This is a genomic window from Streptomyces cyaneofuscatus, from assembly GCF_000718135.1.
In the GTDB taxonomy this organism is placed as follows: domain Bacteria; phylum Actinomycetota; class Actinomycetes; order Streptomycetales; family Streptomycetaceae; genus Streptomyces; species Streptomyces cyaneofuscatus.
This window is the reverse complement of record NZ_JOEM01000003.1, coordinates 344602-365620: the sequence shown is the minus strand read 5'-3', so window position 1 is coordinate 365620 and position 21019 is coordinate 344602. Positions and strand designations below refer to the sequence as shown.

The window sequence follows — 21019 nt, the reverse complement described above, 5'->3', positions numbered from 1 at the left end:
CCGCCCCACGAGCACGAGACCAACCACTACGCTCAACACCAGCCCCAACCGGCGGCTGGAGTCAACGCATAGAGCCTCCACCGATCCCGGAGCGGTTCAGTGTGCGCTCTGGCCAACGACCTGAGTGGTCGTGGTGGGGGTGACATCCTCGTGGGAGTGGACGACAAGGGTATGCCCGTCGACGACGTCGACCTGAGCGATCGCGCGCTCCTCCAGCTCACCGAGATCCGGGACTCCGGCCTCATCCTCGACCGCCCGTCCCTCACGGTTGATCGGGCTGTCTACCGAGGCAAACCTGTCGTCCGGCTCCACGTGACCGCGTCCACGACCCCGCCGGTGCGGTTCGACGGTGTCATCTGGGTTCGCCCTGGGCCCACCACGCGTAAGGCCAACCGGGAGGACGAGCGGGTTCTCGCTGAGCGGCGGCGAGTCAAAGACCGTCCCTTCGATACGCACCCGATGGAGCTGGCCCGCGTCGATGACCTGGATCTGGATGTGTTCCGGCAGTCGTATCTACCTTCCATGGTCGCCCCGGACGTCATTGAGGAGAACGGCCGCCCCATCGACCTTCAGCTCTCCTCACTACACCTCATGACCCCTGGCGGCACGCCGACTACGCTCGGTTTGCTGGCGGTTGGATTCGACCCCACCAGTCATGTACCCGGGGCCTACGTACAGTTCGTCCGCTACCAGGGTCTTGACCTCGACGCCCCGATCGTGGATGAGCAGGAACTCCGGCAGAACCTGGTAGGACTCTCGGCCCGGCTGGAACCCCTCATGCGCAGTAATCTGCGGACGAGGCTCGCGGAGGACGGCTTCCGGGAGACACCCCACCCGGACTACCCGCTCGATGCATTGCGTGAGCTGTGCATGAACGCGCTCATGCACCGAAACTACGAGACTTCCTACGCGCCGACTCGGATCGTCTGGTTCGATGACCGAATTGAGATCACCAACCCTGGCGGACCGTTCGGGCAGGTCCGGGGCGACAACTTCGACCGTGTCACTGACTACCGCAATCCGTCCCTGGCAGCAGCGATGAAGGGGCTCGGGTATGTAAACCGGTTCGGCCGGGGCATCGGGCGAGTAAGGAGGGCGCTGGAGGACAACGGGAATCCGCCCGCCGAGTTCCAGGTGGACGATTCGTCGTGGGTCGTCGTGGTCAGGAGGGCCGCATGACATCGATCGCGCTGTTCAACAACAAGGGAGGCGTGGGGAAGACCACCCTCACCTACCACCTGGCGCACATGATCCGGCGCCTCGGCCTGAGTGTTCTTGCCGTCGACCTGGACCCGCAGGCGAACCTGACTTCCATGTGCCTGGACGAGACGGAGATTGAGGAGCTCTGGGAGAACCCCTCCGAGCTCATCAATCAGGGCGCGGTACCAGCGGGCCTTCCTGGGGTCGGACGGGTTCGCAGCGGCCAGACCATCGCCGATGCCGTCCGTCCGATCCTCGAGGGTACGGGGGACATCGCGGCTGTCGAGCCTGTCAGGCTCCAGCCGGACCTTTGGTTGCTGCCAGGCAGCCTCGATCTCAGCCGCTTCGAGGACAAGCTGTCCAATGAATGGTCCCGAGCTTACGCGGGCGATATCGCGGCCATCCGCACCTCGACGGCATTCCACCGGATCATGGAGCAGGCGGCGCGGGCCGTCGACGCCGACGTCGTGCTGATCGACGTCGGCCCCAACCTGGGAGCGATCAACCGAGCCGCATTGATCTCCGCCGACACGGTACTGATGCCGTTGGCCGCAGACCTGTTCTCGCTCAAGGGCCTCAGCAACCTGGGACCGACGCTGCGCCAGTGGCGTGCCGACTGGCAGCAGCTCGTCCTCCCCAGGGTGCCGCAGAACATCTCAGCACCCCAAGCCGAGATGCGCCCCCTCGGATACGTGATCATGCAGCCGGAGATGCGCCTAGACCGGCCGGTCAAGGCGTACGAGCGGTGGCTTAAACGGATTCCCTGGGTCTACTCCTCGGCGGTTCTCAACGAGGCGCAGCCCGTCCGCGAGAACGACGAGCATCGCATTGCGACCATGCGGAACTACCGGAGCCTGATGCCTCTGGCGCACGACGCAAGGAAGCCCATGTTCGATCTGAAGCCGGCCGACGGCGCCCTGGGGAGTACCCAGCAGTACGTGAAGACCTGCTTCAAGGAGTTCCAGACGCTGTCCCGCGAGGTGCTCGCACGGATTGGCGAGCCCTTGGAGGAGGGTCGGCCATCGGCGGGGGCCGACCCGAGTTAGCCTCGATTTTTCGTGGCGGCTCGTTAACACTCGAGAACATCGGGCGCGGCCTTCAGGTCTGCTCCTCTTCCTGTACCGCGCTGTCGAGCGGCGTGGAGGGAGTGACGCCAGTAGGGCGATGAGAACTATGCGTCCACCAAAGGCACTTGCGCCCTACCCTGAAGTGACGAGCTGTGCAGAGAGGGGCGAAGCCATGCCGAAGGACGCTACCCCGGACCCGTACGCCGAACCTCTGGGGTTCGGGCAACGCATGCAGATCCTCCGTACCCGGCGTGGTCTGAGCCGCCCCACCGTGGCTGGGCTTCTGGGGATGTCGCCCTCCTGGGTGAAGCAGGTCGAACGGGGGGAGATCGGCATGCCGCGGCTCCCCCTCATCCTTCGTATCGCCGAGCTGCTCCGTGTGCGGGATCTGTCCGACCTCACCGGCGACCAGAGTCCGCCCGTGAGCCTGTTCATCGGTCCCGGACACCCCCGGCTTCCCGCAGTCCGCGATGCGGTCAACGCCCTGACGCTGGAAGGTGATCAAGAGGCGCCCTCCGCCTCTCACCTCGCTGCCCGGCTGGCCAGGGCTTGGGCCGCCCGGCACCGTACGGCCAACCACCGCGAGGTTCTCGGGGAGTTGCTCCCCGGGCTCATCCGGGATGCGCAGCTCGCCGTACGACAGTCGGACCGTGCGGCGGAAAGGCGGGCTGCTCAGGCCGTGCTTTCCGAGACGTACTCCCTCGCCCAGTTCTTCGTGGCCTACCAGCCCGACAGCGCTCTCCTCTGGCGTATCGCCGAGCGGGGCATGGTCGCGGCGCAGGAATCCGAGGACCCGCATGCCCTCGGGGTGGCCGCCTGGCTTGCCGCGCAGGCTCACCGGGACACCGGGCCGACGCACTTCGACGCTGCGGACGCGATGACCACGGGGGCGCTTGCTCACCTGGAGCGGTTCCTGCCCGAGGCCGACGATCGGGTACGCGCGATCACGGGGGCGCTTCAGTTCGAGGCCGGGTACACCGCCGCCCGCCGTGGCGAAGCGGGGACGGCGTGGAGGTGGTGGGACAAGGCGCAGCGGACGGCGAAGAAGCTGGACCCCGGCTACTACCACCCGGTGACCTCCTTCTCCCACGCCATCATGGGCGCCCACGCGGTGACCGTGGCCGTTGAACTCCGGGCGGGCGGTGAGTCCGTACGGCAGGCCGTCGCCGCAGACCGGACCGCCATCCCGTCCCGCCCCAGGCTGGCCCGTCACCGGATCGAGGAGGCGCGGGCCTACCACCTCGACGGGCAGCCGGAGACGGCTCTGGCCACGTTGGAGCGGGCGCACCAGGCCGCTCCGGAGACGATCCGGTACAACGGCTACGCCCGCCGGATCGTGCTGGAGGAGACCGAGTCGAAGTTTCCCGCGCGGAGGCAGCGGGCCGCCGCCCTTGCCGGGCAGCTGGGATTGCTCGCCGCTTAGCGGGACGAACGCCTGGACGAGGGGCAGGAATCCTGCCCCTCGTTCCGCGTGAGCGCTCCTACGGTCTGGACATACCGTCCACCAGCAGGAAAGCGATCGTACCCATGAGGGACTTACCGCCGGTCAGCCAACTGACCGAACAGCAGCAGCGCGGCTGGCACTGCGTCCGGTGCCGGGCACCCTTGAGTCCTGGCGCGGACGTGGATCTCGGGGAGAAGCGGGTGACCCCGGCGGACGGTGCGGCCTACTCCTGGTTCCCGCGCGCCTGCGCCGATGGTGCGGGCTGCCTCGTACGGGAAGAGGGGGCGGCGTTGTGACCATCGCCCATGGACCGTCCTCGGGGGATCCAGTCCTGCCTGCTCCAGAAAGGCCGGGGCGCGCCCTGCCTCCAGGCCAGTTCTGCGGCCGTTGCGACAAACCCCTGATCGACGGTGAAGCGGAGAGGCTCGACAACTCCGCTTCCATGTCCGGCGCGCGCCCGGACACTTGGTTCCATCCTCTCGGTCACTCCGACTGCCGGCCGTACCCGGTCGCCGGCCTGGGAGGCGGACGCGTCGGCGGCTCTCCTGGGAAGGGTCATTGATGTTCTCGGAACCTGACGACCCGGCGGTGTTCGACTGCATGCGGGCAGCTCATGCCGTGGCGTGCGCCGCGCTCGGGGCTGTCCCCTGCCCTCCTGCATCCGGCGGCACGCGTGAAGCCTGGGGGTGGCAGGGGCGCACCCTTGGTAAGCCCGCCACCGGTCCGTACGGGCCCGGGTGGCTGCGTGTCGTCCACAGCTCGGTGGAGAGGGCGGGAGGCAGGCTGTGGACCGGGCCGGAGGAGGCCGAGCGGTTGGTGCCCCGGTATGTGCCGCGTCCCCGTCTGCACCTCGTACGGGAGTGGGCGGAGGGGGATGACGTCTATCGGGCAGAGCTCTACGACTGCGTTGCCGACGGGGCCGTATCCGCCGCTCCCGTGCTCGGTGAGGTGCCCCGTCTGACGCCTGCCTGGTGGAGCGGCCTGCGTACGGCCATCGGCGGCCTCTCCACCGTACGAACCGACCGCACAGCCGTACGCCAGGCCTACCTGGACCGGGCCATGCCGAAGTACCTCGCCTTTCTCGGCCGTCCGGTGCCCACGGCTCCCCCCGCCTGGTCCACCGCGCATGGCGACCTGCACTGGGCCAACCTCGCCGGGCCTCAACTCAGCATCCTGGACTGGGAAGGCTGGGGCATGGCCCCGGCCGGCTACGACTCCGCCCTGCTGCATGCTTACAGCCTCGCGGTGCCGGAGACCGCGGAGCGCGTACGGAGGGAGCTCTCCGACATCCTCGCGAGCGAGGCCGGGCGCTTCGCGGAACTGGTGGTCATCACCGAACTCCTGCAGAGCGCCGAGCGGGGGGACAACCGGGAGCTCGTGCCTGCACTGCGGCAGCGGGCTGGGGAAGTCTCCGGGCTCGGCCGCTGACAGGCCGGGCCGACCTCGTCGTGGACTTCGCGTCGCAGCGCCGTCTCCCGGCGCCGGTCCCGCGTGGTGCGGAAAACCGGGGCCGGGAGACGGCGAAGAGGGCGGGGTCAGATGCCGCGGGACGTGACGCACAGGGGCTGGGTGCCCTTGATGTAGCCGCTCCCGCCTCCCATGTCCTTCCAGAACACCGCGCACCACAGGTCACCGTGTGCACCGTCCTGCCACCCGGACCAGTCGTGCGTACGGTTCCTCCACTCCCCGTCCAGGCTGTTCTTGATGGTGCCGCGCGGGCCGTACAGCTCCCAGTGGCCCATGCCCGTGCTGGTGGAGGCGCGGACGTCCATCTTGACGACGTCGGCGTTGTACAGGTCGCCCTGGAAGGTCACGCACAGGGTGTGGTTGACGAAGAGCGTTGCCGACTGGCACCTCTGGCGGTCGACGGCCGGGGCGGCGGACGCGGGGGCGGCGGTGAGGGACGCCAGGATGATTCCGGTGGCTGCCGCGGCGGCGGCGGCGATGCGATGCCTCATGGTGGGACTTCTCCTTCGGGTGCGTACGGGTAGGCAGCGTCGAGCCGATGGGCGGCTCAGAAGTAGACCGGGGCGCAGGCGGTGTCGACGAGGCCGCCTCCTTCGTAGAGGCTGGCGCAGACGCGCGAGGCGGAGCGGGGCATCAGCACGGTCACGTCGAACCGGGCTGTCTCGTCGCGCCGGTTGCCGCCCCAGGAGCGGTCCCGGCTGAACATCTCCCGGTTCTGCGCGTCCAGGATGCGCACGTGGATGCGCGGGTTGCCGACGCCCAGCGTGGAGGTGAACGATCCCTGGATCGTGTCGAAGTAGGTGTGGGACTGGCCGTCCCATCGCGCACAGAGAAGACCGAGGCCCTGCTGGATGTTGGTGCAACCGCCGTTGCCGATGGCGCTCGCAGGCGTGCCGGACACCAGGGTGGCCAGAGCGGCCCCCGCACCCGCCAGAGCGAGCCCACGCCGGCTGAGCCGGGTGTTCCGGCTCAGCCGCGCCGTCCGCGTCCGGTCTGCGCTCTTCCGCACGAACATGGTGTGCCTTTCGTTGGCCCGGCCAGGAGAGCACCTGCCGGGGTTGCGAGGTCTGGGCTGGACGGCACGAGCAGCGCCTGGTGCCGGTCGGAGCCCCGCGGTCTCCCCCGTATCGACCGCGGGGACGGACAGAAGACTCACAGCTGTGTGTGACCGCGCCGTCCGGCGCACGTGACCGGACCATGACCGTTGCGCACCAGCGCCCGTCACATAACCCACAGGCGGGCGAGGGGAGCCGTGATCCGGCTGGGGGAGGGCCGCGAAGAGAGCTGGCCGCGCCACCGGCTGGGCCGCAGCGGAATGAGGGAATGGAGGTCCAATGGCCGCCTTATCGACGCACCGGCCGCCGGAATTCCGTGAGTTGGCAGGATCGGCGAGGCGCGTACCAGCTCCGATTCTTCACAGTTCCCGCGCCTTCCGCGTCGCGTGCTGTGGCATCGTAGATCAACTGACCATTCGGGCGTTTCAGCGTCCGTGTAGGGGGATCTTCATGCGCTTTCGTACGGTCGCGGCCTCCGCCGCCCTCGTCTTATTCGCCATGACGGGTGCGGCCGCCTGCTCGTCCTCCTCGGGTGCTGCCGAGACCCCCCAGCCCCCCGCCGGTCCCGCCGCCTCGGTGAAGTCCGCGCCGGTGGAAGGGTTGGAAGGCATGGCGGGGCGTATCGAGACGGGGAAGCGGGCGGGTGTGCCCACCTTGGACGGACAGAGTGTGGTGGGGCCCTCGGAGTGCGCGGTTCCGGTCGAGGAGATTCCGGCGGAGTGTGCGGTCGATCCCTCATTCGGCGAGATCAGTGTCGGGGAGTCGGCCGGCGACGCGCCCGACGCTCAGTAGGGCCCACTCAGGAGCTCCCGTAGAGGAAGGCCCGTACAGCAGTAGCCCAGCAGGAGGGGCAGGCACCGGTGCGTGCCTGCCCCTCCTGTCTCTATGTACGAAACCTTCGGTAACTTCCCCCGCGCGCAGAGATCCCTTAGCCTCACATCCTGTTCACATTCAGCAATAGGTGACTTCTAAACAGGAGTCAGGTGCGGGGGTAGTGAAAAATGCGTGAAAACTGGCGCATAAAGGTGAGCGTTCTCGCTGGTGCGTCAGCACTTGCGTTCTCGGCTCTCACGGCGGTGCCCGCAGCGGCCGACGAAGCGGTGGAGGATCTGCAGGAAGTGCAGATGCCGGCGGACGTGAAGATCGTCGAAGGCCTCGCTCCGGCAGCCGGGGCCGATGTCCCCTCCCTGGAGCCCACGGCGGACGCCCCCTTCTCCGCAGCGGCGGCGGCTAAGGCGGCTCCGGCGAACACCTGCCTCGGATCGACCGCCGCCTACGGCGTCACGGGCTGTTTCCAGCACAACGGCGACGTCGTCTGGGCGGGCGACACGAAGAAGGACGGCATGTCCGCGGCCGTCGGCGTCTACACCGACTACGGGCGCGCCGCCGAGGTCTGCATCAACAAGCTCGGCGTCAACACCTGGGCGACCTGCAACAAGGACTACCGCGAAACCGGGAACGTACGCCTGCGGGCCCTGCGCTACGACGGCGACACCGGGAAGTTCTACCAGCCCGAGTCGTGGTCCGGCTGGATTCCGGTCGACGGGAAGTACTGATCCGTCCTCGGTCGGGGATGGACGTGAATGGACGTGCCGGATCGGCTCGCGCTCGCCGCAGGGGACGGGGACGTCGCTGCGGTGGCGCGGTTGCTGAGTGATGGTGTCGAGGTGGACGGCCTCGGTGGAGACGGGCGTTCCGCGCTGGACCTCGCCGTGCATGCCGGGCACGTGGACGTTGTCCGGGTGCTCCTCGATGCCGGTGCGGACCCGCGGCAGAGGGCGGGCGCGTACGGCGAGGTGACGCCGCTGGGTCTGGCGGCGATGTACGGGTACGTCGCCGTGGCGGAGCTCCTTCTCGATGCCGGAGCCACCACCGGCGCGCAGGGCCGGCTGAACTTTCCGCCGCTGGTGCTGGCGGCGACCTCCACGGAGCACGGGCATCCGCAGATGGTGGATCTGCTCCTGCGGCGTGGAGCGGACATCGGCGAGGTGAAGAAGGGCCGGACCTCCCTGGAGTGGGCCGCCGCCTTCGGGAACGTACGCATGGTGCGCCACCTGCTCGCCCGGGGAGCGACGCCGACCGCGAAGGCGCTGCGCGAAGCCCACGCGGGCGCCGAGCGGTACGCGAAAGCCGTGCGGGAAGAGCAGAAGCGGCAGGAGAAGCGGGAGACGTACGCGCTCGTCTTCGCCGCTCTGCGCGCTGCCGGGGTCGCGGGATGAGGCCCGGTTCCTGTCCCCTGCCGGGAAGCCACCGGGGGCCACCGGGGGGCCTCCGAGAGTCGTCGAACGAACGTCCAGGCGCCCGTTTGCGTACGGTGGACGGTTTCAGGCCTGCCGATAAGGTATGGGCCGGATAAAGAGATCACCAGGTGCGCCGAGACACGACGCACGTCTCGGGAGGCAGTCATGGGAACCCGTCGCACGTCCTTGCCCGGAGTGGGTGCTCAGTACGACTTCACCACCGAGTCCGGGCAGCACATCTCCGTCGTCGTCCACCACGACGGGCGGCGGTTCATCGGGTTCTACGAACAGGACGACCCCGATTCGTGCCGGTTGTCGGTGCCCCTGACGACCGTCGAGGCCACCGCGCTGGCCCACCTCATCGACCCCGCGCCCATCGACGCCGTACGGACCGAGGGCATCGACCTGGTCACCGAGCACATCCCGCTTGGGGCCCGTTCCCCTTACGGTGGGCGGCTGTTGGGGGAGACGCGGGCACGTACACGGACGGGGGCGTCCATCGTGGCGGTGCTGCGTACGCACAGCGCGCACCCCTCGCCCGAGCCGGACTTCCGGCTCGCCATCGGGGACACGCTCGTCGCCGTCGGTACGCGTGAGGGCGTCGACGCGCTCTCCGAGATCATTGCGGAGGGCTGACCGTGCATGACACGACTGCATTGCTGGTGGAACTGGGCGCCGTCATTCTCGGGCTCGGGCTCATCGGCCGGGCCGCCGGGCGCATAGGGCTCTCGCCCATTCCGCTCTACCTGCTCGCGGGTCTCGCTTTCGGCCACGGGGGGCTCATCCCGCTCAAGGCCAGCGAAGAGTTCACCATGGTCGGCGCCGAGATCGGCGTGATTCTGCTGCTGCTCCTGCTGGGGCTGGAGTACAGCGCGTCCGAGTTGGTCACCAGTCTCAAGACGCAGTATCCGTCCGGTGCCGTCGACTTCGTGCTCAACGCGACGCCCGGTGCTGTGGCTGCCCTGATTCTCGGCTGGGGGCCCGTCGGTGCCGTCGCGCTCGCCGGGGTCACCTGGATCTCGTCGTCCGGCGTGATCGCGAAGGTGATGACCGACCTCGGGCGGCTCGGTAACCGCGAAACCCCCGTCATCCTCGGCGTCCTCGTCATGGAGGACCTGGCGATGGCGGTCTACCTGCCGCTGCTCACCGCCATGCTCGCCGGGGTCAGCCTGGCCGGTGGCAGCCTCGCCCTCGTCATCGCGCTCGGCACCGTCGGGTTCGTGCTGTACCTGGCCCTGCGCCACGGGCGCCTGATCAGCCGCGCGGTCTCCTCCGACAACCCGGAGATGCTGCTCCTGGTCGTCCTCGGCCTCACCGTGCTCGTCGCCGGGGTCGCCCAGCAGCTCCAAGTGTCCGCCGCTGTCGGCGCGTTCCTCGTCGGCATCGCGCTCTCCGGTGAGGTCGCGGAGGGGGCTCGTAAGCTGCTCACGCCGCTGCGCGATCTGTTCGCCGCCGTGTTCTTCGTCTTCTTCGGGCTCTCAACCAACCCGGCCGACATCCCCCCGGTGCTGCTGCCCGCCGCCATCCTCGCCGTCGTCACGGTCCTCACCAAGATCGCCACCGGCTGGTACGCGGCCCGTCGCGCCGGCATCGGTTCGCGCGGGCGCTGGCGGGCGGGCGGCACGCTCGTGGCGCGCGGTGAGTTCTCCATCGTCATCGCCGGTCTCGCCGTGGCCACCGAGCCGCGCATCGGGCCGCTGGCCACCGCGTACGTGCTCATTCTCGTCATCGTCGGTCCGCTCACCGCCCGGTGGACGCAGCCGTTCGCCGAGAAGATCCAGGCCATGCGGGGTGTGAAGCCCGGTGGTGGTGCGGTGGTGGAAACGCCTCCGAAGGCCGCTCCCGAGCGTCGGCTCGGCGACCACGACGAGCTGACTCCGGAGCATGCGGGCGAGGCGCGCGGCGACTGACCCGACGTATGTCTTGCTCCGGCCGGTTCGGGGCCGCCGTCACCACGGCTGCCTGGACCGGCCGTTGTGCTGTCCGGGACGCCGGCACCACGGCTGTCCGGACCGGCCGTTGTGCTGTCCGGAACTCGCCCCCGCGCGTCGATCCGACCCCGTGAACCCGGGGCGGGGGGCCGCCCTCCCTGCTAGCTTCTACACGTCTGTAGAGTTTTCTTTTGTTCCGGCATTGCACCGCAACGTATGGAGATGTCATGGCCCTGTGGGATCGGATCAAGGAATCCGCTTCGTCTATGCAGACGCAGCTGGAAGCGAAGAAGAACGACCTGAAGTCGGGGGCGTTCCGGGACGCGAGCATGGCCATGTGCGCTCTGGTCGCCGCCGCCGACGGCTCCATCGACCCGTCCGAGCGCCAGCGCGTCGCCGCGCTCATCGCCAGCAACGACGTCCTGCAGAACTTCCCCGCGGACGACCTGCAGCGGCGCTTCAACGACTACGTCAACAAGCTCACCGCCGACTTCGCCTTCGGCAAGGTCAGCGTGCTCCAGGAGATCGCCAAGGCGAAGAAGAAGCCCGCCGAGGCGCGTGCCGTCATCCAGATCGGCATCATCATCGGCGGCGCCGACGGTGACTTCGACAAGACGGAGCAGGCCGTCGTGCGTGAGGCGTGTTTCGCCCTGGACCTGCCGCCGCACGAGTTCGACCTGTAGGGGTACGTACCCGCGTATTCACGGGCCGGCCGGGGGCTTCACAGCTCCTTGGCCGGCCAGTCCAGCAGGCGCGCGCCGATCACCGCCGTCTGCAGGCTGTAGCGGTGCATCGGGTCCGCCGGGTCAGAGCCGGTGAGCTGGTGGATGCGTTCCAGGCGGTACGTCAACGCCCGTACGCTCAGCGCCAGGCGGCGGGCCGTCTCGGCCGCCACGCAGCCCGCGTCGAAGTAGACCGCCAGCGTCTTGAGCAGCGGCTCCGCGCCACCCCGCGCCTTCTGGAGCGGGCCCAGCTCGCTGCGTACGAGATCCGCCATCGCCTGCCGGTCCCGGGTCAGCACCGGGTAGACCAGGAGGTCCGAGGCGTAGAGCACCGGGTCCTCCATCCCCATCCGGTCCGCCAGGTCGAGCGCTTCGAGCGCCTCGTCGTAACTGTGGACCACCCCGCCCGGGCCCTTGTGCGGGCGGCCGATCGCGACCTGCCCGCCGTCCGTCGCCGCGTGCGACTGCTTGGCGAAGTAGCGCAGGACGTCGGGCTGGCTGCCGGGCGCGATGCAGACGATCCGCCCGTCCTTCGTCGTCAGCAGGATCTTGCGGCCGCTGAACCGGGCCAGCAGCGCCGCCTCCACACTCCGCGGCACCGCGTCCGTCTCCGTGTACGCCTCCGGGCCCGACGCCACCGCGACCGCGTGCGCCCGGGAAAGCCGCAGGCCGAAGCGCGTGGCCCGCTCCGCGAGGCGGACCAAGTCGCTCCGCCCGTACAGGAGATCGTCGATGAACTCGCGGCGCGCCGCCTCCTCCCGCCGTACGGTGAGCCGTTGCGCCCGCTCGAACCCCTCGGCGAACGCGTCGACCGCCTGCTCCACCGCGGCCAGCACCGCGTCGGCCACGGCGGGGCTGTTTCCGGCAGCCGCGCGTGGCCAGGCCTCGCGCGTCTGGGCCAGGTGCATCGTCACCAGCGCGCGCAGCTGATGACCCGCGTCGGCCGCCTCCCGGCCCAACGCCCGGCGCATCTCCAGTTCGTTACGCGTCAGACGGCGTCCCGTTGTGGCGACTTCACCCAGAATCTGGGCATAATTTCTCAGCATCTCCTCGGGAATCCTCGGCTCGGCCACGCTCTCTCCTTCAGCCTTGCAACAGTCCTGTCATTTCCCCGACGCACGCCGGGCGGTGCCGGTGCCCGGCATTAGGACAGCGTAAAGATTGCCGGAACCCGGCAATGCGGTGGGGGCGGTTCGAATGACAGGATCAGGTCAGCAACACAACGGGGGAGCACGGGGGATACGGGGGAAAATCAGGCGGCCCGCCGGACGATTCACGGGGGATCCACGGGGGATTCGGGATTCGACGGCGGGCACCCGAGGGGAACGGCCCGGTTGCTGCGGCACCGTTCGCAGTGCCGTAGCGCCGGGCCCCGCCGTCATCGCCACCGACCGTCACCGGACCGGGTGCCGCGCACGTCCAACATGCCGGGCCTGGCGGGTCTGTCGGGCCTGGCAGGTCTGTCGGACCCGGCGGCCGCGTGAGCTCGTCGCCACTCCCCCGTACCGGTAGAAGATCGCGCCCCGCCACCCGGCCGGCGCGCAGAACCGCAGAGGGGGTGGGACCGATGGGCGAGTTCCTGGACGCGGCACTCAGCTTCCCCGCCGTCATCTTCGGCGCCGCACTCGTGGTCGTCGTCTGCTTCTGGCTCCTCGTGCTCGCCGGCGCCGCCGACCAGCACTCCTTCGACTCGGACCTCGACTCCGGCACGGTCGGCTTCGGCGGAGTGCCCGTCACCGTCTCCGTATCGCTGCTCGTGGTCGTCGCCTGGTTCGGCAGCCTCAGCGGTACCGTCCTGCTGCACCGGGTCCCGGCCGCCGGCACCACCCGCGCGGTGCTCGCCGTCGCCGTACTCGCCGGATCGCTGTTCCTCGCCTGGGGGACCGTCCGCCTTCTCGCACGCCTCTTCCGCCGGTACTTCCCGGCGGAACCTCCGCCATCGCGCAAGGACTTCGTCGGGCGCGTGTGCACCATCCGCACCGGCTCCGTCAGCGCCGTCTTCGGTCAGGCCGAGGTCGCCGCTGCCGACGGTTCGACGGCCATCGTCCAGGTCCGCCAGGCCCCCCGGGTCGCGCGACTCGCCGAGCTGCACGCCGAGGAGCTCCTCGTCTCGGGCAGTACGGGACTCCTCTACGCGTACGACGAAGAGGGCGAGTTCTTCTGGGTGTCGCCGTACGACGCGGCCCTCGACCCGGGGCCCAAGGCGAAACCGGGCGGGCTGGGGCTGCCGGAGGGCACGAACGGCTGACCCGGCGGGGTGCGTGTCCTGCGGTGGGGCGTGCGTCCGGTGGGTGTCCGCTCTCTGTGCGGTGTGCGTCCGGGCCGGGTGTGTGGCCTGCGGGTGTGTCGCTGTCGTTGTCGCGGGGTGGTCCGGATTTCGCGCGCCCCTCGTCCTTCTCCTTCTTTGTTCTCCGTCTGTCCTGCCTCTTTCTGTCCTGCTTCTTTCGTCTTCTCCAGCCGCCAAGGACTCTTATGGATGCCATCTCCTTGGGCGTCGGCGTGCTCATCGCCGTTGTCCTGCTCATCGTCGTCGTCATCGCCATCGTCATCACCCGGCTGTTCCGCAAGGTCGAGCAGGGCAAGGCGCTGATCATCTCCAAGACCAAGAAGGTCGACGTGACCTTCACCGGTGCCGTCGTCCTGCCCGTCCTCCACAAGGCCGAGACGATGGACATCTCGGTGAAGAAGATCGAGATCCACCGCGCCGGGCGCGAGGGGCTGATCTGCCAGGACAACATCCGCGCCGACATCCAGATCACCTTCTTCGTCCGGGTCAACAAGACCGTCGAGGACGTCATCAAGGTCGCCCAGTCCATCGGTACGCAGCGGGCGAGCGACAAGGCCGCCATCCAGGAGTTCTTCGCCGCGAAGTTCTCCGAGGCCCTCAAGACCGTCGGCAAGCAGCTCGACTTCGTCGACCTGTACACCAAGCGCGAGGAGTTCCGGGACAGGATCATCCAGGTCATCGGGACCGACCTGAACGGTTACCACCTCGACGACGCCGCGATCGACTTCCTTGAGCAGACCCCGATGTCGCAGCTCGACGGGGCCAACATCCTCGACGCCCAGGGCATCCGGAAGATCACCGAGCTGACGGCGATCGAGCACGTGCGCACCAACGAGTTCCAGCGCACCGAGCAGAAGGAGATCACCCGCCAGAACGTCGACGCCCGCGAGACCATCCTGGAGCTGGAGCGCCGGCAGGCCGAGGCCGAGATCAAGCAGCGCCGCGAGGTCGAGGTGCTGCGGGCCCGCGAGGAGGCGGCCACCGCCCGGGTGCAGGAGGAGGAGCGGCTCGGGGCGCAGACCGCGTTCATCAGGACCGAGGAGCAGCTCGGCATCCAGCGCGAGAACCAGGCGCGGGAGATCGCCGTCGCCCAGAAGAACCGTGAGCGCGTCATCGCCGTCGAGAGCGAGCGCATCGAGAAGGACCGGATGCTGGAGGTCATCGGGCGCGAGCGCGAGACCGAGCTGAACCGGATCGCGGCCACCAAGGAGGTCGAGGCCGAGCGCCGCGAGGTCGCCGACGTCATCCGGGAGCGGATCGCGGTGGACCGTACGGTCGCCGAGCAGGAGGAGTCGATCCTGACCCTGCGCGCCGTCGAGGACGCCGAGCGGTCCCGTAAGTCGGTCATCATCGCCGCCGAGGCGGAGGCCCAGGAGAAGCTGGTCAAGGACATCAAGGCGGCCGAGGCGGCGGAGGCGGCCTCCACGCACCTGGCGGCCGAGCAGCTCACGCTCGCCGAGGCGCGGCTCAAGACCGCCGACCTCGACGCCCAGGCCAAGCTGCGGCTCGCGGAGGGCATCCAGGCGGAGACGGCCGCGCCCGGGCTCGCGGCGGTGCAGGTGCGGGACGCCGAGGCGGACGTCACCGAGAAGGCCGGTCTCGCGGAGGCCGAGGCGACCGCGGCGCGGCTCAAGGCCGAGGCGGAGGGCGCGCGGCTCAAGGCGCTCGCCACGGCGGAGGGTACGCAGGCCCAGGCGTCGGCGGACGCGGCGGTCATCGGCGAGAAGCTGAAGGCGGAGGCCGCGGGGCTCACGGAGAAGGCGGCCGCGATGGCGGCGCTGGACGAGGCGTCGCGCGGGCACGAGGAGTACCGCCTGCGGCTCGACGCGGAGAAGGAGATCCGGCTGGCGGGTCTTGAGGTGCAGCGGCAGGTGGCCGAGGCGCAGGCGACGGTCCTGGCGACCGGGCTGGAGAACGCCGACATCGACATCGTCGGCGGCGAGTCCGTCTTCTTCGACCGGCTCGTCTCGTCGATCTCGCTCGGCAAGGCGGTGGACGGGTTCGTGGACAACTCACAGACCGCGCAGGCGCTGGCGGGGCCGTGGCTGGACGGGTCGTCGTCCTTCACGGATGACCTCAGCCGGGTGCTGGGGTCGGTCTCCACGGGGGATGTGCAGAACCTGACGGTGTCGGCGCTGCTGATGCGGCTGATGGGGGCGTCGGGGGCGGCTTCGGGGCAGGTGGAGCAGTTGCTGGCGGCGGCGAAGGAGCTGGGGCTGGCGGATCTGCCGGTGTCTTCGGGGGGCGGTACGAAGGTTGCTCCCGCGGGGGATGTGGTGGCCCGGAACGGGGCGCACCCCAGCCCGCCCGGCGTTTGAGGGCGGAACCCTCGGCCGAGGGGCCGGCCGGCTGGGTGGAGTGCCCCACGGGGGTGGGCGCTTCACCCAGCCGGACCACGTGGGTCGGTCCGGATGCCGGGGGCGGGCCCACCAGCCCCGGGGTTCCGTCCTCAAACGCCGGACGGGCTGGATAGGACCCCTGACCGGCTGGGTAAGGCCCCGGGCCCGCTGGGTGGGGCCCCGGACCGGCTGGATCGTGCCCCAGCGGGCTGAACAGACGAACTCGTAGGGAGCCGTACGACATGGACCGCGACATCACCGCCACCGCCACCACCTCCACCACGCCCGGCGATGTGGATGCCGGTGCCTATGAGGTGCTGCGGCGGCGGCTCTCCGCGCAGGCCGGGGAGCTCGTGCGGCGGGCCGAGGCGCTCAACGCCCGGCGGACCGAGGAGTTCGGGTCGACCGAGCTGCGGCTGCTGGCCACCGAGCAGGTGCGCACCGAGCACGCCTCCGTGCCCCGCGACCTCATCGCCGTCGGCGGGCAGTTGCTCTTCGGCTTCGAGCGGGGGCCGGGGGCCCGGGGCGAGGCCGGGGTCGACGACGTACTCCTCGTACGGGATGCCGGGCCGGAAGGCGACACCCCTGAGGCGCAGACCGCCCTCCTCGACGACGAGGCGTTCCGGCGCGAGTTCTCCTCCCTCCACCGCTACTTCCGCGACGCCCGCCTCCTGCGCCTGCGCCGCGTCAACGGCAAGCTGCTGGCTGTTTTCCGTACCGGCGAGAACGCCGAGGACATCCGGGTCCTGCGGTGGGCCCTCGGCGCGGACGGGTCCGCCGGTGCCTTCATCGACGCTCAGGGCGAGCGCGATCATGTCTTCCCGGCCTCCCACGACTTCGAGTGGACCGTCGCCGGGCGCGACGCCCACGTCCCGGGGCGCCACCCGCACATCGCCATCGGCAAGGGCGGCGGGCTCTTCGTCGACACGCTCGGCGGGACGCTCACCGTCAAGGTCACCGACGACACCGAGTCGCCGGACGGGATCTACGAGGAGCCCGTCGACGAGCCGTTGCAGTCGCTCGCCGACGCGGACGTGGGGTACGCGGAGGTCGGGCCGCTGGTGCTGCTGCGCGTGCGGCCGTACAAGGAGAAGAGCTGGCGGTATCTCGTCTTCAACTCGCTGCTCGGAAGCGTCCAGCGGCTCGACGGGATCGGGCCGGCCTGCCACCGGCTCCCCGAGGACCAGGGGATCATCTTCCCCGGCGGCTACTACCTCACCACCGGCACCGCGAAGACCTTCGACACGGCGGAGGAGCTGTCCGAGCCGGTCTTCGAGGGCGCGGTGCGCTCGCCCAACGGGGAGGACGTGCTGTATGTCTTCCGCTCCCGTGACGGTGTGCGGAGTCTTCTGCTTCCCTACAACCTGATCCGCCAGGAGGTCGCCACCCCGCTCACCGGACGTGGCCACGCTCTTCTGGACGACGGCACGTTGGTCCTGCTGCGGGACAACCCGGACGGCCCGGACGTTCCGGCGCGCGTGCATCCGTTGCAGCGCTGGCAGACGCCGTACGTCTCCGACACCTACGCCGCCTCCCGCCCAGCCGGGACCGGGCCGCTCGCCCGGACCGGCAACGCCGACCTCGTCCGCGGGATCTCCGACTGCCTCGCACTCGCCCACGGCGTACGGGACATGACGCCGACGACCGCCGTGTACGGGCAGCTCGCCGCCGACTGCGCGCGGGCCCAGGACCGGTACCACTGGCTGTCCGATCCCGAACTGGGCTCACTCGCAGAGCCCTTGGGGGAGCTGCGGACCACCGCGCAGCACGTGCTGGCCGAGTTCACCGCCGTACAGGAGCTGACCCGGCGGGCCGCCGACGCGCTGGAGGAGACCTCCGCCCGCATCACCGCGCTCGTGCGGCGCGTACGCGGCGAGGTGCCCGGGTCGGCCACCGCGTGGGTGGAGCGGTTGGCCGAACTCCGGCAGGCTCACGGGCACTTGGCGACCATCAGCGAGATGCGGTACGCCGACACCGAGCGCATCGCGGAGCTGTCCGCCCGGACCGAGGACGACATCGACTCCGCCGCCCAGCGGGCCGTGTCGTTCCTCGCCCGGGACGATGCCTTCGACGGGTATCACGAGGAGATCGCCGGGCTCGTCGCCGACGCGGGAGCGCTCGCGACCGTACGGGACGCCTCCGCCGTCACCGACCGGCTGGCCGCGATGACGGACGGGCTTGCCACCGTCACCGATGTGGTGGCCGGGCTGGAGATCGGCGACGCCACCGTGCGCACGTCGATCCTGGAGCGGATCGCGGAGGTGCTGGGCGGGGCCAACCGGGCCCGCGCCACGCTGGAGGCGCGGCGGCGGGAGCTGCTGTCGAAGGAGGGGCGGGCCGAGTTCGCCGCCGAGTTCGCGCTGCTCGGGCAGGCGGTGACGGGGGCGCTGGCCGCCGCCGACTCGCCGGAGGCGTGTGACGACCAACTCGCGCGGCTGCTGATCCAGTTGGAGAACCTGGAGTCGCGGTTCGCGGAGTTCGACGACTTCCTGGCGGAGTTGGCCGAGCGGCGGAGCGAGGTGTACGACGCGTTCTCGGCCCGTAAGCAGACGCTCCAGGACGAGCGGGCGCGGCGGGCCGAGCGGCTGGCCGGGTCGGCGCAGCGGGTCCTGGAGACCATCGGCCGGCGCGTGGCCGCGCTCGCGGACCTGGACGCCGTCCACACGTACTTCGCCTCCGACCCGATGGTCGCCAAGGTGCGGCGGACCGCCGACGAACTGCGTGAACTGGGCGACCCCGTCCGGGCGGAGGAGCTGGACGGGCGGCTGAAGGCGGCCCGTCAGGAGGCCGGCCGGGCGCTGCGGGACCGCAGCGAGCTGTACGCGGACGGCGGGTCCGTGATCAAGCTGGGGCGGCACCGGTTCGCCGTCAACACCCAGCCGTTCGACCTGACGCTGGTGCCCTCCGGGGAGCGGCTCGCCTTCGCGCTGACCGGGACCGACTACCGGGCCCCGGTCACCGACCCGGCGTTCGAGGCGACCCGCCCGTACTGGGAGCAGCTGCTCCCTTCGGAGTCGGCCGCCGTCTACCGGGGCGAGTATCTGGCGACCCGGCTGCTGGAGGAGCGCGGTGCCGAAACCCTCGCCGCGCTGGATGACACCGAACTCGCCTTTCTCGTACGGGAGTCGGCGGCCGAAGCCTACGACGAGGGGTACACCCGGGGCGTCCACGACGCGGACGCCACCGCGATCCTGCGTGCTCTGCTGCGGCTGTACACGGACGCGGGGCTGCTCCGCCACGAGCCCGCCGTCCGCGCGGTGGCCCAGCTCTTCTGGGCGTACGGGACGGAGGAGGCGCAACGTGTCTCGTGGACCCGGCGGGCCGCCTCCCTGGCCCGTGCCCGTGACACGTTCGGGCTCGCCCCGGCCATCGCCGTGCTCCAGGAGGAGTGGGCTTCCGCCATAGGCGAGTTCGGGGGCGTCGCGAGGCCCGACGCTGTTGCCGCGTACCTCTTCGAGGAGCTGACCGGTGGGCCCGCCGGGTTCGTCGTGGGGGCCTCGATCCGGGCCTTCCTGGACGCGTTCCACCGGGCCGCCGGCCCCGGCGCGTACGCGGACGACCTCGCCGCCCTCGGCGATGACCTGGCCGCCCGGAAGCAGCTCGTGGAGGGCTGGCTGACCCCGTACGCGGAGGCCTCCGGCGCCGCACCCACCGACGGCGATCTGGCGGAGGCCGTGGCGGTGGAGCTCTGCCCGGAGCTGGAGCGGTACGGGTGCGACGCGCCGCTCACGGAGCGGGTCGAGGGGCTCCTCGGGGACCATCCGCGCATCGGGGGCGGCGGAACCCTCACCGTACGGATCGATGAACTCCTCGCCAGGACAGGCGAGTTCCGGTCGCACGCCGTGCCCGCCTTCCGTGCCTACCAGCGGCTGCGCACCTCTCTGGTGGCCGCCGAGCGCGGGCGGCTGCGGCTGGACGACCACCGGCCGCGGGTGATGTCGGCGTTCGTCCGCAACCGGCTGCTGGACGAGGTGTACCTGCCGCTGATCGGTGACAGCCTCGCCAAGCAGCTCGGCACCGCCGACGCCGACCGGCGCACCGACTCGCAGGGGCTCCTCCTGCTCGTGTCCCCGCCCGGCTACGGCAAGACGACGCTGATGGAGTACGTCGCGGACCGGCTCGGGATGGTGCTCGTCAAGATCAGCGGGCCGAATCTGGGGCATGACGTGACCTCGCTCGATCCCGCCCAGGCGCCGAGCGCGACCGCCCGGCAGGAGATCGAGAAGATCAACTTCGCGCTGGAGGCCGGCAACAACACGCTGCTGTATCTGGACGACATCCAGCACACCTCGCCCGAACTCCTCCAGAAGTTCATCCCGTTGTGCGACGCGACCCGGCGCATCGAGGGCGTACGGGACGGTGAGCCGCGCAGCTACGACCTGCGGGGGAAGCGGTTCGCGGTCTGCATGGCGGGCAACCCGTACACGGAGTCCGGCGAGCAGTTCCGGATCCCGGACATGCTCGCCAACCGGGCCGACGTCTGGAACCTGGGCGAGGTGCTCAGCGGGCGCGACGACGTCTTTGCGCTGAGCTTCGTGGAGAACGCGCTGACCGCCAACCCGGTCCTCGCCCCGCTCGCCGCCCGCTCGCGCGACGACCTGGCGCTGCTGGTGCGGCTGGCGGACGGCGGCGATCCGGCGGCCCGCGCCAAGCACCTGGAACACCCTTACACGGCCGTGGAGTTGGACGCCGTACTGGCGGTGCTGCGGCATCTGCTCACCGCCCGGGACACCGTCCTCGCGGTGAACGCGGCGTACATCGCCTCGGCCGCGCAGACGGACGCGACGCGCACGGAGCCGCCGTTCCGGCTCCAGGGTTCGTACCGCAACATGAACAAGATCGCGGAGCGGATCGTGCCCGTCATGAACGACGCCGAGCTGTCGGCTGTCGTGGACGACCACTACGCGGGCGAAGCCCAGACGCTCACCACGGGCGCCGAGGCCAACCTGCTCAAGCTGGCCGCCATGCGGGGCACGCTCACCGCCGAACAGGCCGAGCGGTGGGCGGCGATCACCGCCTCCTACGTCCGTACGCAGGCACTCGGCGGCCCGGACGGCGACCCCATGACCCGAGCCGTGGCCGCCCTCGGGCTGCTCGCGGACCGGATCGCGGCGGTGGAGACGGCGATCCAGCGGGCGGCGGATCCCCGTCACCTCCTGGCGGGGCCGCCGAACCACCAGGGGGCCGTGAACCAGCCCCCCGGCGATCAGAACCGGCCAGGGCTTCAGAACCACCGTGCGAAGATCACAAACATTCCACAGTGACCG

General features: G+C 70.2%; 17 protein-coding genes. 14 read left to right on the top strand and 3 right to left on the bottom strand.

The features are described from left to right. The first annotated feature begins 99 nt into the window (after positions 1-99). The 5 genes from IF17_RS01000000136185 (at position 100) to IF17_RS0107130 (ending at position 5139) form a co-directional block, all read left to right on the top strand. Complete coding sequence (locus tag IF17_RS01000000136185) at positions 100-1179, top strand: ATP-binding protein (protein WP_244890430.1); 1080 nt, start codon at positions 100-102, stop codon at positions 1177-1179. Continuing rightward, positions 1176-2246, top strand: coding sequence for a ParA family protein (locus IF17_RS0107145; RefSeq protein WP_030563282.1), 1071 nt, complete (start codon positions 1176-1178; stop codon positions 2244-2246). Before IF17_RS01000000136185 ends, IF17_RS0107145 begins: the two co-directional genes overlap by 4 nt. Positions 2247-2439: 193 nt before the next feature. After that, positions 2440-3690 (top strand): helix-turn-helix domain-containing protein, encoded by a 1251-nt coding sequence (locus IF17_RS0107140; protein WP_030563280.1) that lies wholly within the window; start codon positions 2440-2442, stop codon positions 3688-3690. Between the two features lie 104 nt (positions 3691-3794). Further along, positions 3795-4007, top strand: a complete 213-nt coding sequence (locus tag IF17_RS0107135; RefSeq protein ID WP_032771777.1) for a hypothetical protein — start codon at positions 3795-3797, stop codon at positions 4005-4007. A gap of 265 nt (positions 4008-4272) precedes the next feature. Beyond that, a complete protein-coding gene (locus IF17_RS0107130) occupies positions 4273-5139 on the top strand; it encodes a hypothetical protein (RefSeq protein WP_051883899.1) in 867 nt (288 codons plus the stop codon). Positions 5140-5246: 107 nt separating this feature from the next. On the opposite strand, the gene IF17_RS0107125 is transcribed toward IF17_RS0107130, so the two are convergent. After that, positions 5247-5669, bottom strand: coding sequence for a hypothetical protein (locus IF17_RS0107125; protein WP_030563274.1), 423 nt, complete (start codon positions 5667-5669; stop codon positions 5247-5249). A gap of 56 nt (positions 5670-5725) precedes the next feature. Further along, entirely contained in the window at positions 5726-6187 is a 462-nt protein-coding gene (locus IF17_RS0107120; RefSeq protein ID WP_143660176.1) for a hypothetical protein, read from the bottom strand. 496 nt (positions 6188-6683) lie between these two features. Here IF17_RS0107120 and IF17_RS0107115 point away from each other — a divergent pair, with 496 nt between their 5' ends. The 6 genes from IF17_RS0107115 (at position 6684) to IF17_RS0107090 (ending at position 11087) form a co-directional block, all read left to right on the top strand. Continuing rightward, positions 6684-7025 carry a hypothetical protein gene (locus IF17_RS0107115; protein ID WP_030563270.1) on the top strand — a complete coding sequence of 114 codons (342 nt, stop codon included), beginning with the start codon at positions 6684-6686 and terminating at the stop codon, positions 7023-7025. A 209-nt stretch (positions 7026-7234) separates the two neighbouring features. After that, complete coding sequence (locus IF17_RS0107110) at positions 7235-7789, top strand: hypothetical protein (protein ID WP_030563269.1); 555 nt, start codon at positions 7235-7237, stop codon at positions 7787-7789. 27 nt (positions 7790-7816) lie between these two features. Further along, positions 7817-8452, top strand: coding sequence for an ankyrin repeat domain-containing protein (locus tag IF17_RS0107105; RefSeq protein ID WP_030563267.1), 636 nt, complete (start codon positions 7817-7819; stop codon positions 8450-8452). A gap of 186 nt (positions 8453-8638) precedes the next feature. Continuing rightward, positions 8639-9109 (top strand): cation:proton antiporter regulatory subunit, encoded by a 471-nt coding sequence (locus tag IF17_RS0107100; RefSeq protein WP_030563265.1) that lies wholly within the window; start codon positions 8639-8641, stop codon positions 9107-9109. Between the two features lie 2 nt (positions 9110-9111). Further along, a complete protein-coding gene (locus IF17_RS0107095; protein ID WP_030563264.1) occupies positions 9112-10383 on the top strand; it encodes a cation:proton antiporter in 1272 nt (423 codons plus the stop codon). A gap of 248 nt (positions 10384-10631) precedes the next feature. Next, positions 10632-11087 carry a tellurite resistance TerB family protein gene (locus IF17_RS0107090; protein WP_026241823.1) on the top strand — a complete coding sequence of 152 codons (456 nt, stop codon included), beginning with the start codon at positions 10632-10634 and terminating at the stop codon, positions 11085-11087. Positions 11088-11125: 38 nt separating this feature from the next. Here IF17_RS0107090 and IF17_RS0107085 read toward each other — a convergent pair whose 3' ends face one another. Further along, entirely contained in the window at positions 11126-12199 is a 1074-nt protein-coding gene (locus IF17_RS0107085; protein WP_030563262.1) for a PucR family transcriptional regulator, read from the bottom strand. 494 nt (positions 12200-12693) lie between these two features. On the opposite strand from IF17_RS0107085, the gene IF17_RS0107080 reads away from it, so the two are divergent. The 3 genes from IF17_RS0107080 to IF17_RS0107070 all read left to right on the top strand — a co-directional run bounded on the left by IF17_RS0107080 (position 12694) and on the right by IF17_RS0107070 (position 21016). Continuing rightward, positions 12694-13374 (top strand): hypothetical protein, encoded by a 681-nt coding sequence (locus IF17_RS0107080; RefSeq protein ID WP_030563260.1) that lies wholly within the window; start codon positions 12694-12696, stop codon positions 13372-13374. Between the two features lie 224 nt (positions 13375-13598). Further along, positions 13599-15731 carry a hypothetical protein gene (locus IF17_RS0107075; protein ID WP_030563258.1) on the top strand — a complete coding sequence of 711 codons (2133 nt, stop codon included), beginning with the start codon at positions 13599-13601 and terminating at the stop codon, positions 15729-15731. Positions 15732-15994: 263 nt separating this feature from the next. After that, on the top strand, positions 15995-21016 hold the full coding sequence (locus IF17_RS0107070) for a DNA repair ATPase (RefSeq protein WP_030563256.1): 5022 nt from the start codon (positions 15995-15997) through the stop codon (positions 21014-21016). Positions 21017-21019: the final 3 nt, after the last annotated feature.

Bases quoted from the DNA above. Each gene is read 5' to 3' on its own strand.
- IF17_RS0107100 (WP_030563265.1), top strand. From the start codon at position 8,639: ATGGGAACCCGTCGCACGTCCTTGCCCGGAGTGGGTGCTCAGTACGAC.
- IF17_RS0107130 (WP_051883899.1), top strand. From the start codon at position 4,273: ATGTTCTCGGAACCTGACGACCCGGCGGTGTTCGACTGCATGCGGGCA.
- IF17_RS0107145 (WP_030563282.1), top strand. From the start codon at position 1,176: ATGACATCGATCGCGCTGTTCAACAACAAGGGAGGCGTGGGGAAGACC.
- IF17_RS0107140 (WP_030563280.1), top strand. From the start codon at position 2,440: ATGCCGAAGGACGCTACCCCGGACCCGTACGCCGAACCTCTGGGGTTC.
- IF17_RS0107115 (WP_030563270.1), top strand. From the start codon at position 6,684: ATGCGCTTTCGTACGGTCGCGGCCTCCGCCGCCCTCGTCTTATTCGCC.
- IF17_RS0107125 (WP_030563274.1), bottom strand. From the start codon at position 5,669: ATGAGGCATCGCATCGCCGCCGCCGCCGCGGCAGCCACCGGAATCATC.
- IF17_RS0107075 (WP_030563258.1), top strand. From the start codon at position 13,599: ATGGATGCCATCTCCTTGGGCGTCGGCGTGCTCATCGCCGTTGTCCTG.
- IF17_RS0107110 (WP_030563269.1), top strand. From the start codon at position 7,235: ATGCGTGAAAACTGGCGCATAAAGGTGAGCGTTCTCGCTGGTGCGTCA.
- IF17_RS0107070 (WP_030563256.1), top strand. From the start codon at position 15,995: ATGGACCGCGACATCACCGCCACCGCCACCACCTCCACCACGCCCGGC.
- IF17_RS0107135 (WP_032771777.1), top strand. From the start codon at position 3,795: ATGAGGGACTTACCGCCGGTCAGCCAACTGACCGAACAGCAGCAGCGC.
- IF17_RS0107090 (WP_026241823.1), top strand. From the start codon at position 10,632: ATGGCCCTGTGGGATCGGATCAAGGAATCCGCTTCGTCTATGCAGACG.
- IF17_RS0107080 (WP_030563260.1), top strand. From the start codon at position 12,694: ATGGGCGAGTTCCTGGACGCGGCACTCAGCTTCCCCGCCGTCATCTTC.
- IF17_RS0107105 (WP_030563267.1), top strand. From the start codon at position 7,817: ATGGACGTGCCGGATCGGCTCGCGCTCGCCGCAGGGGACGGGGACGTC.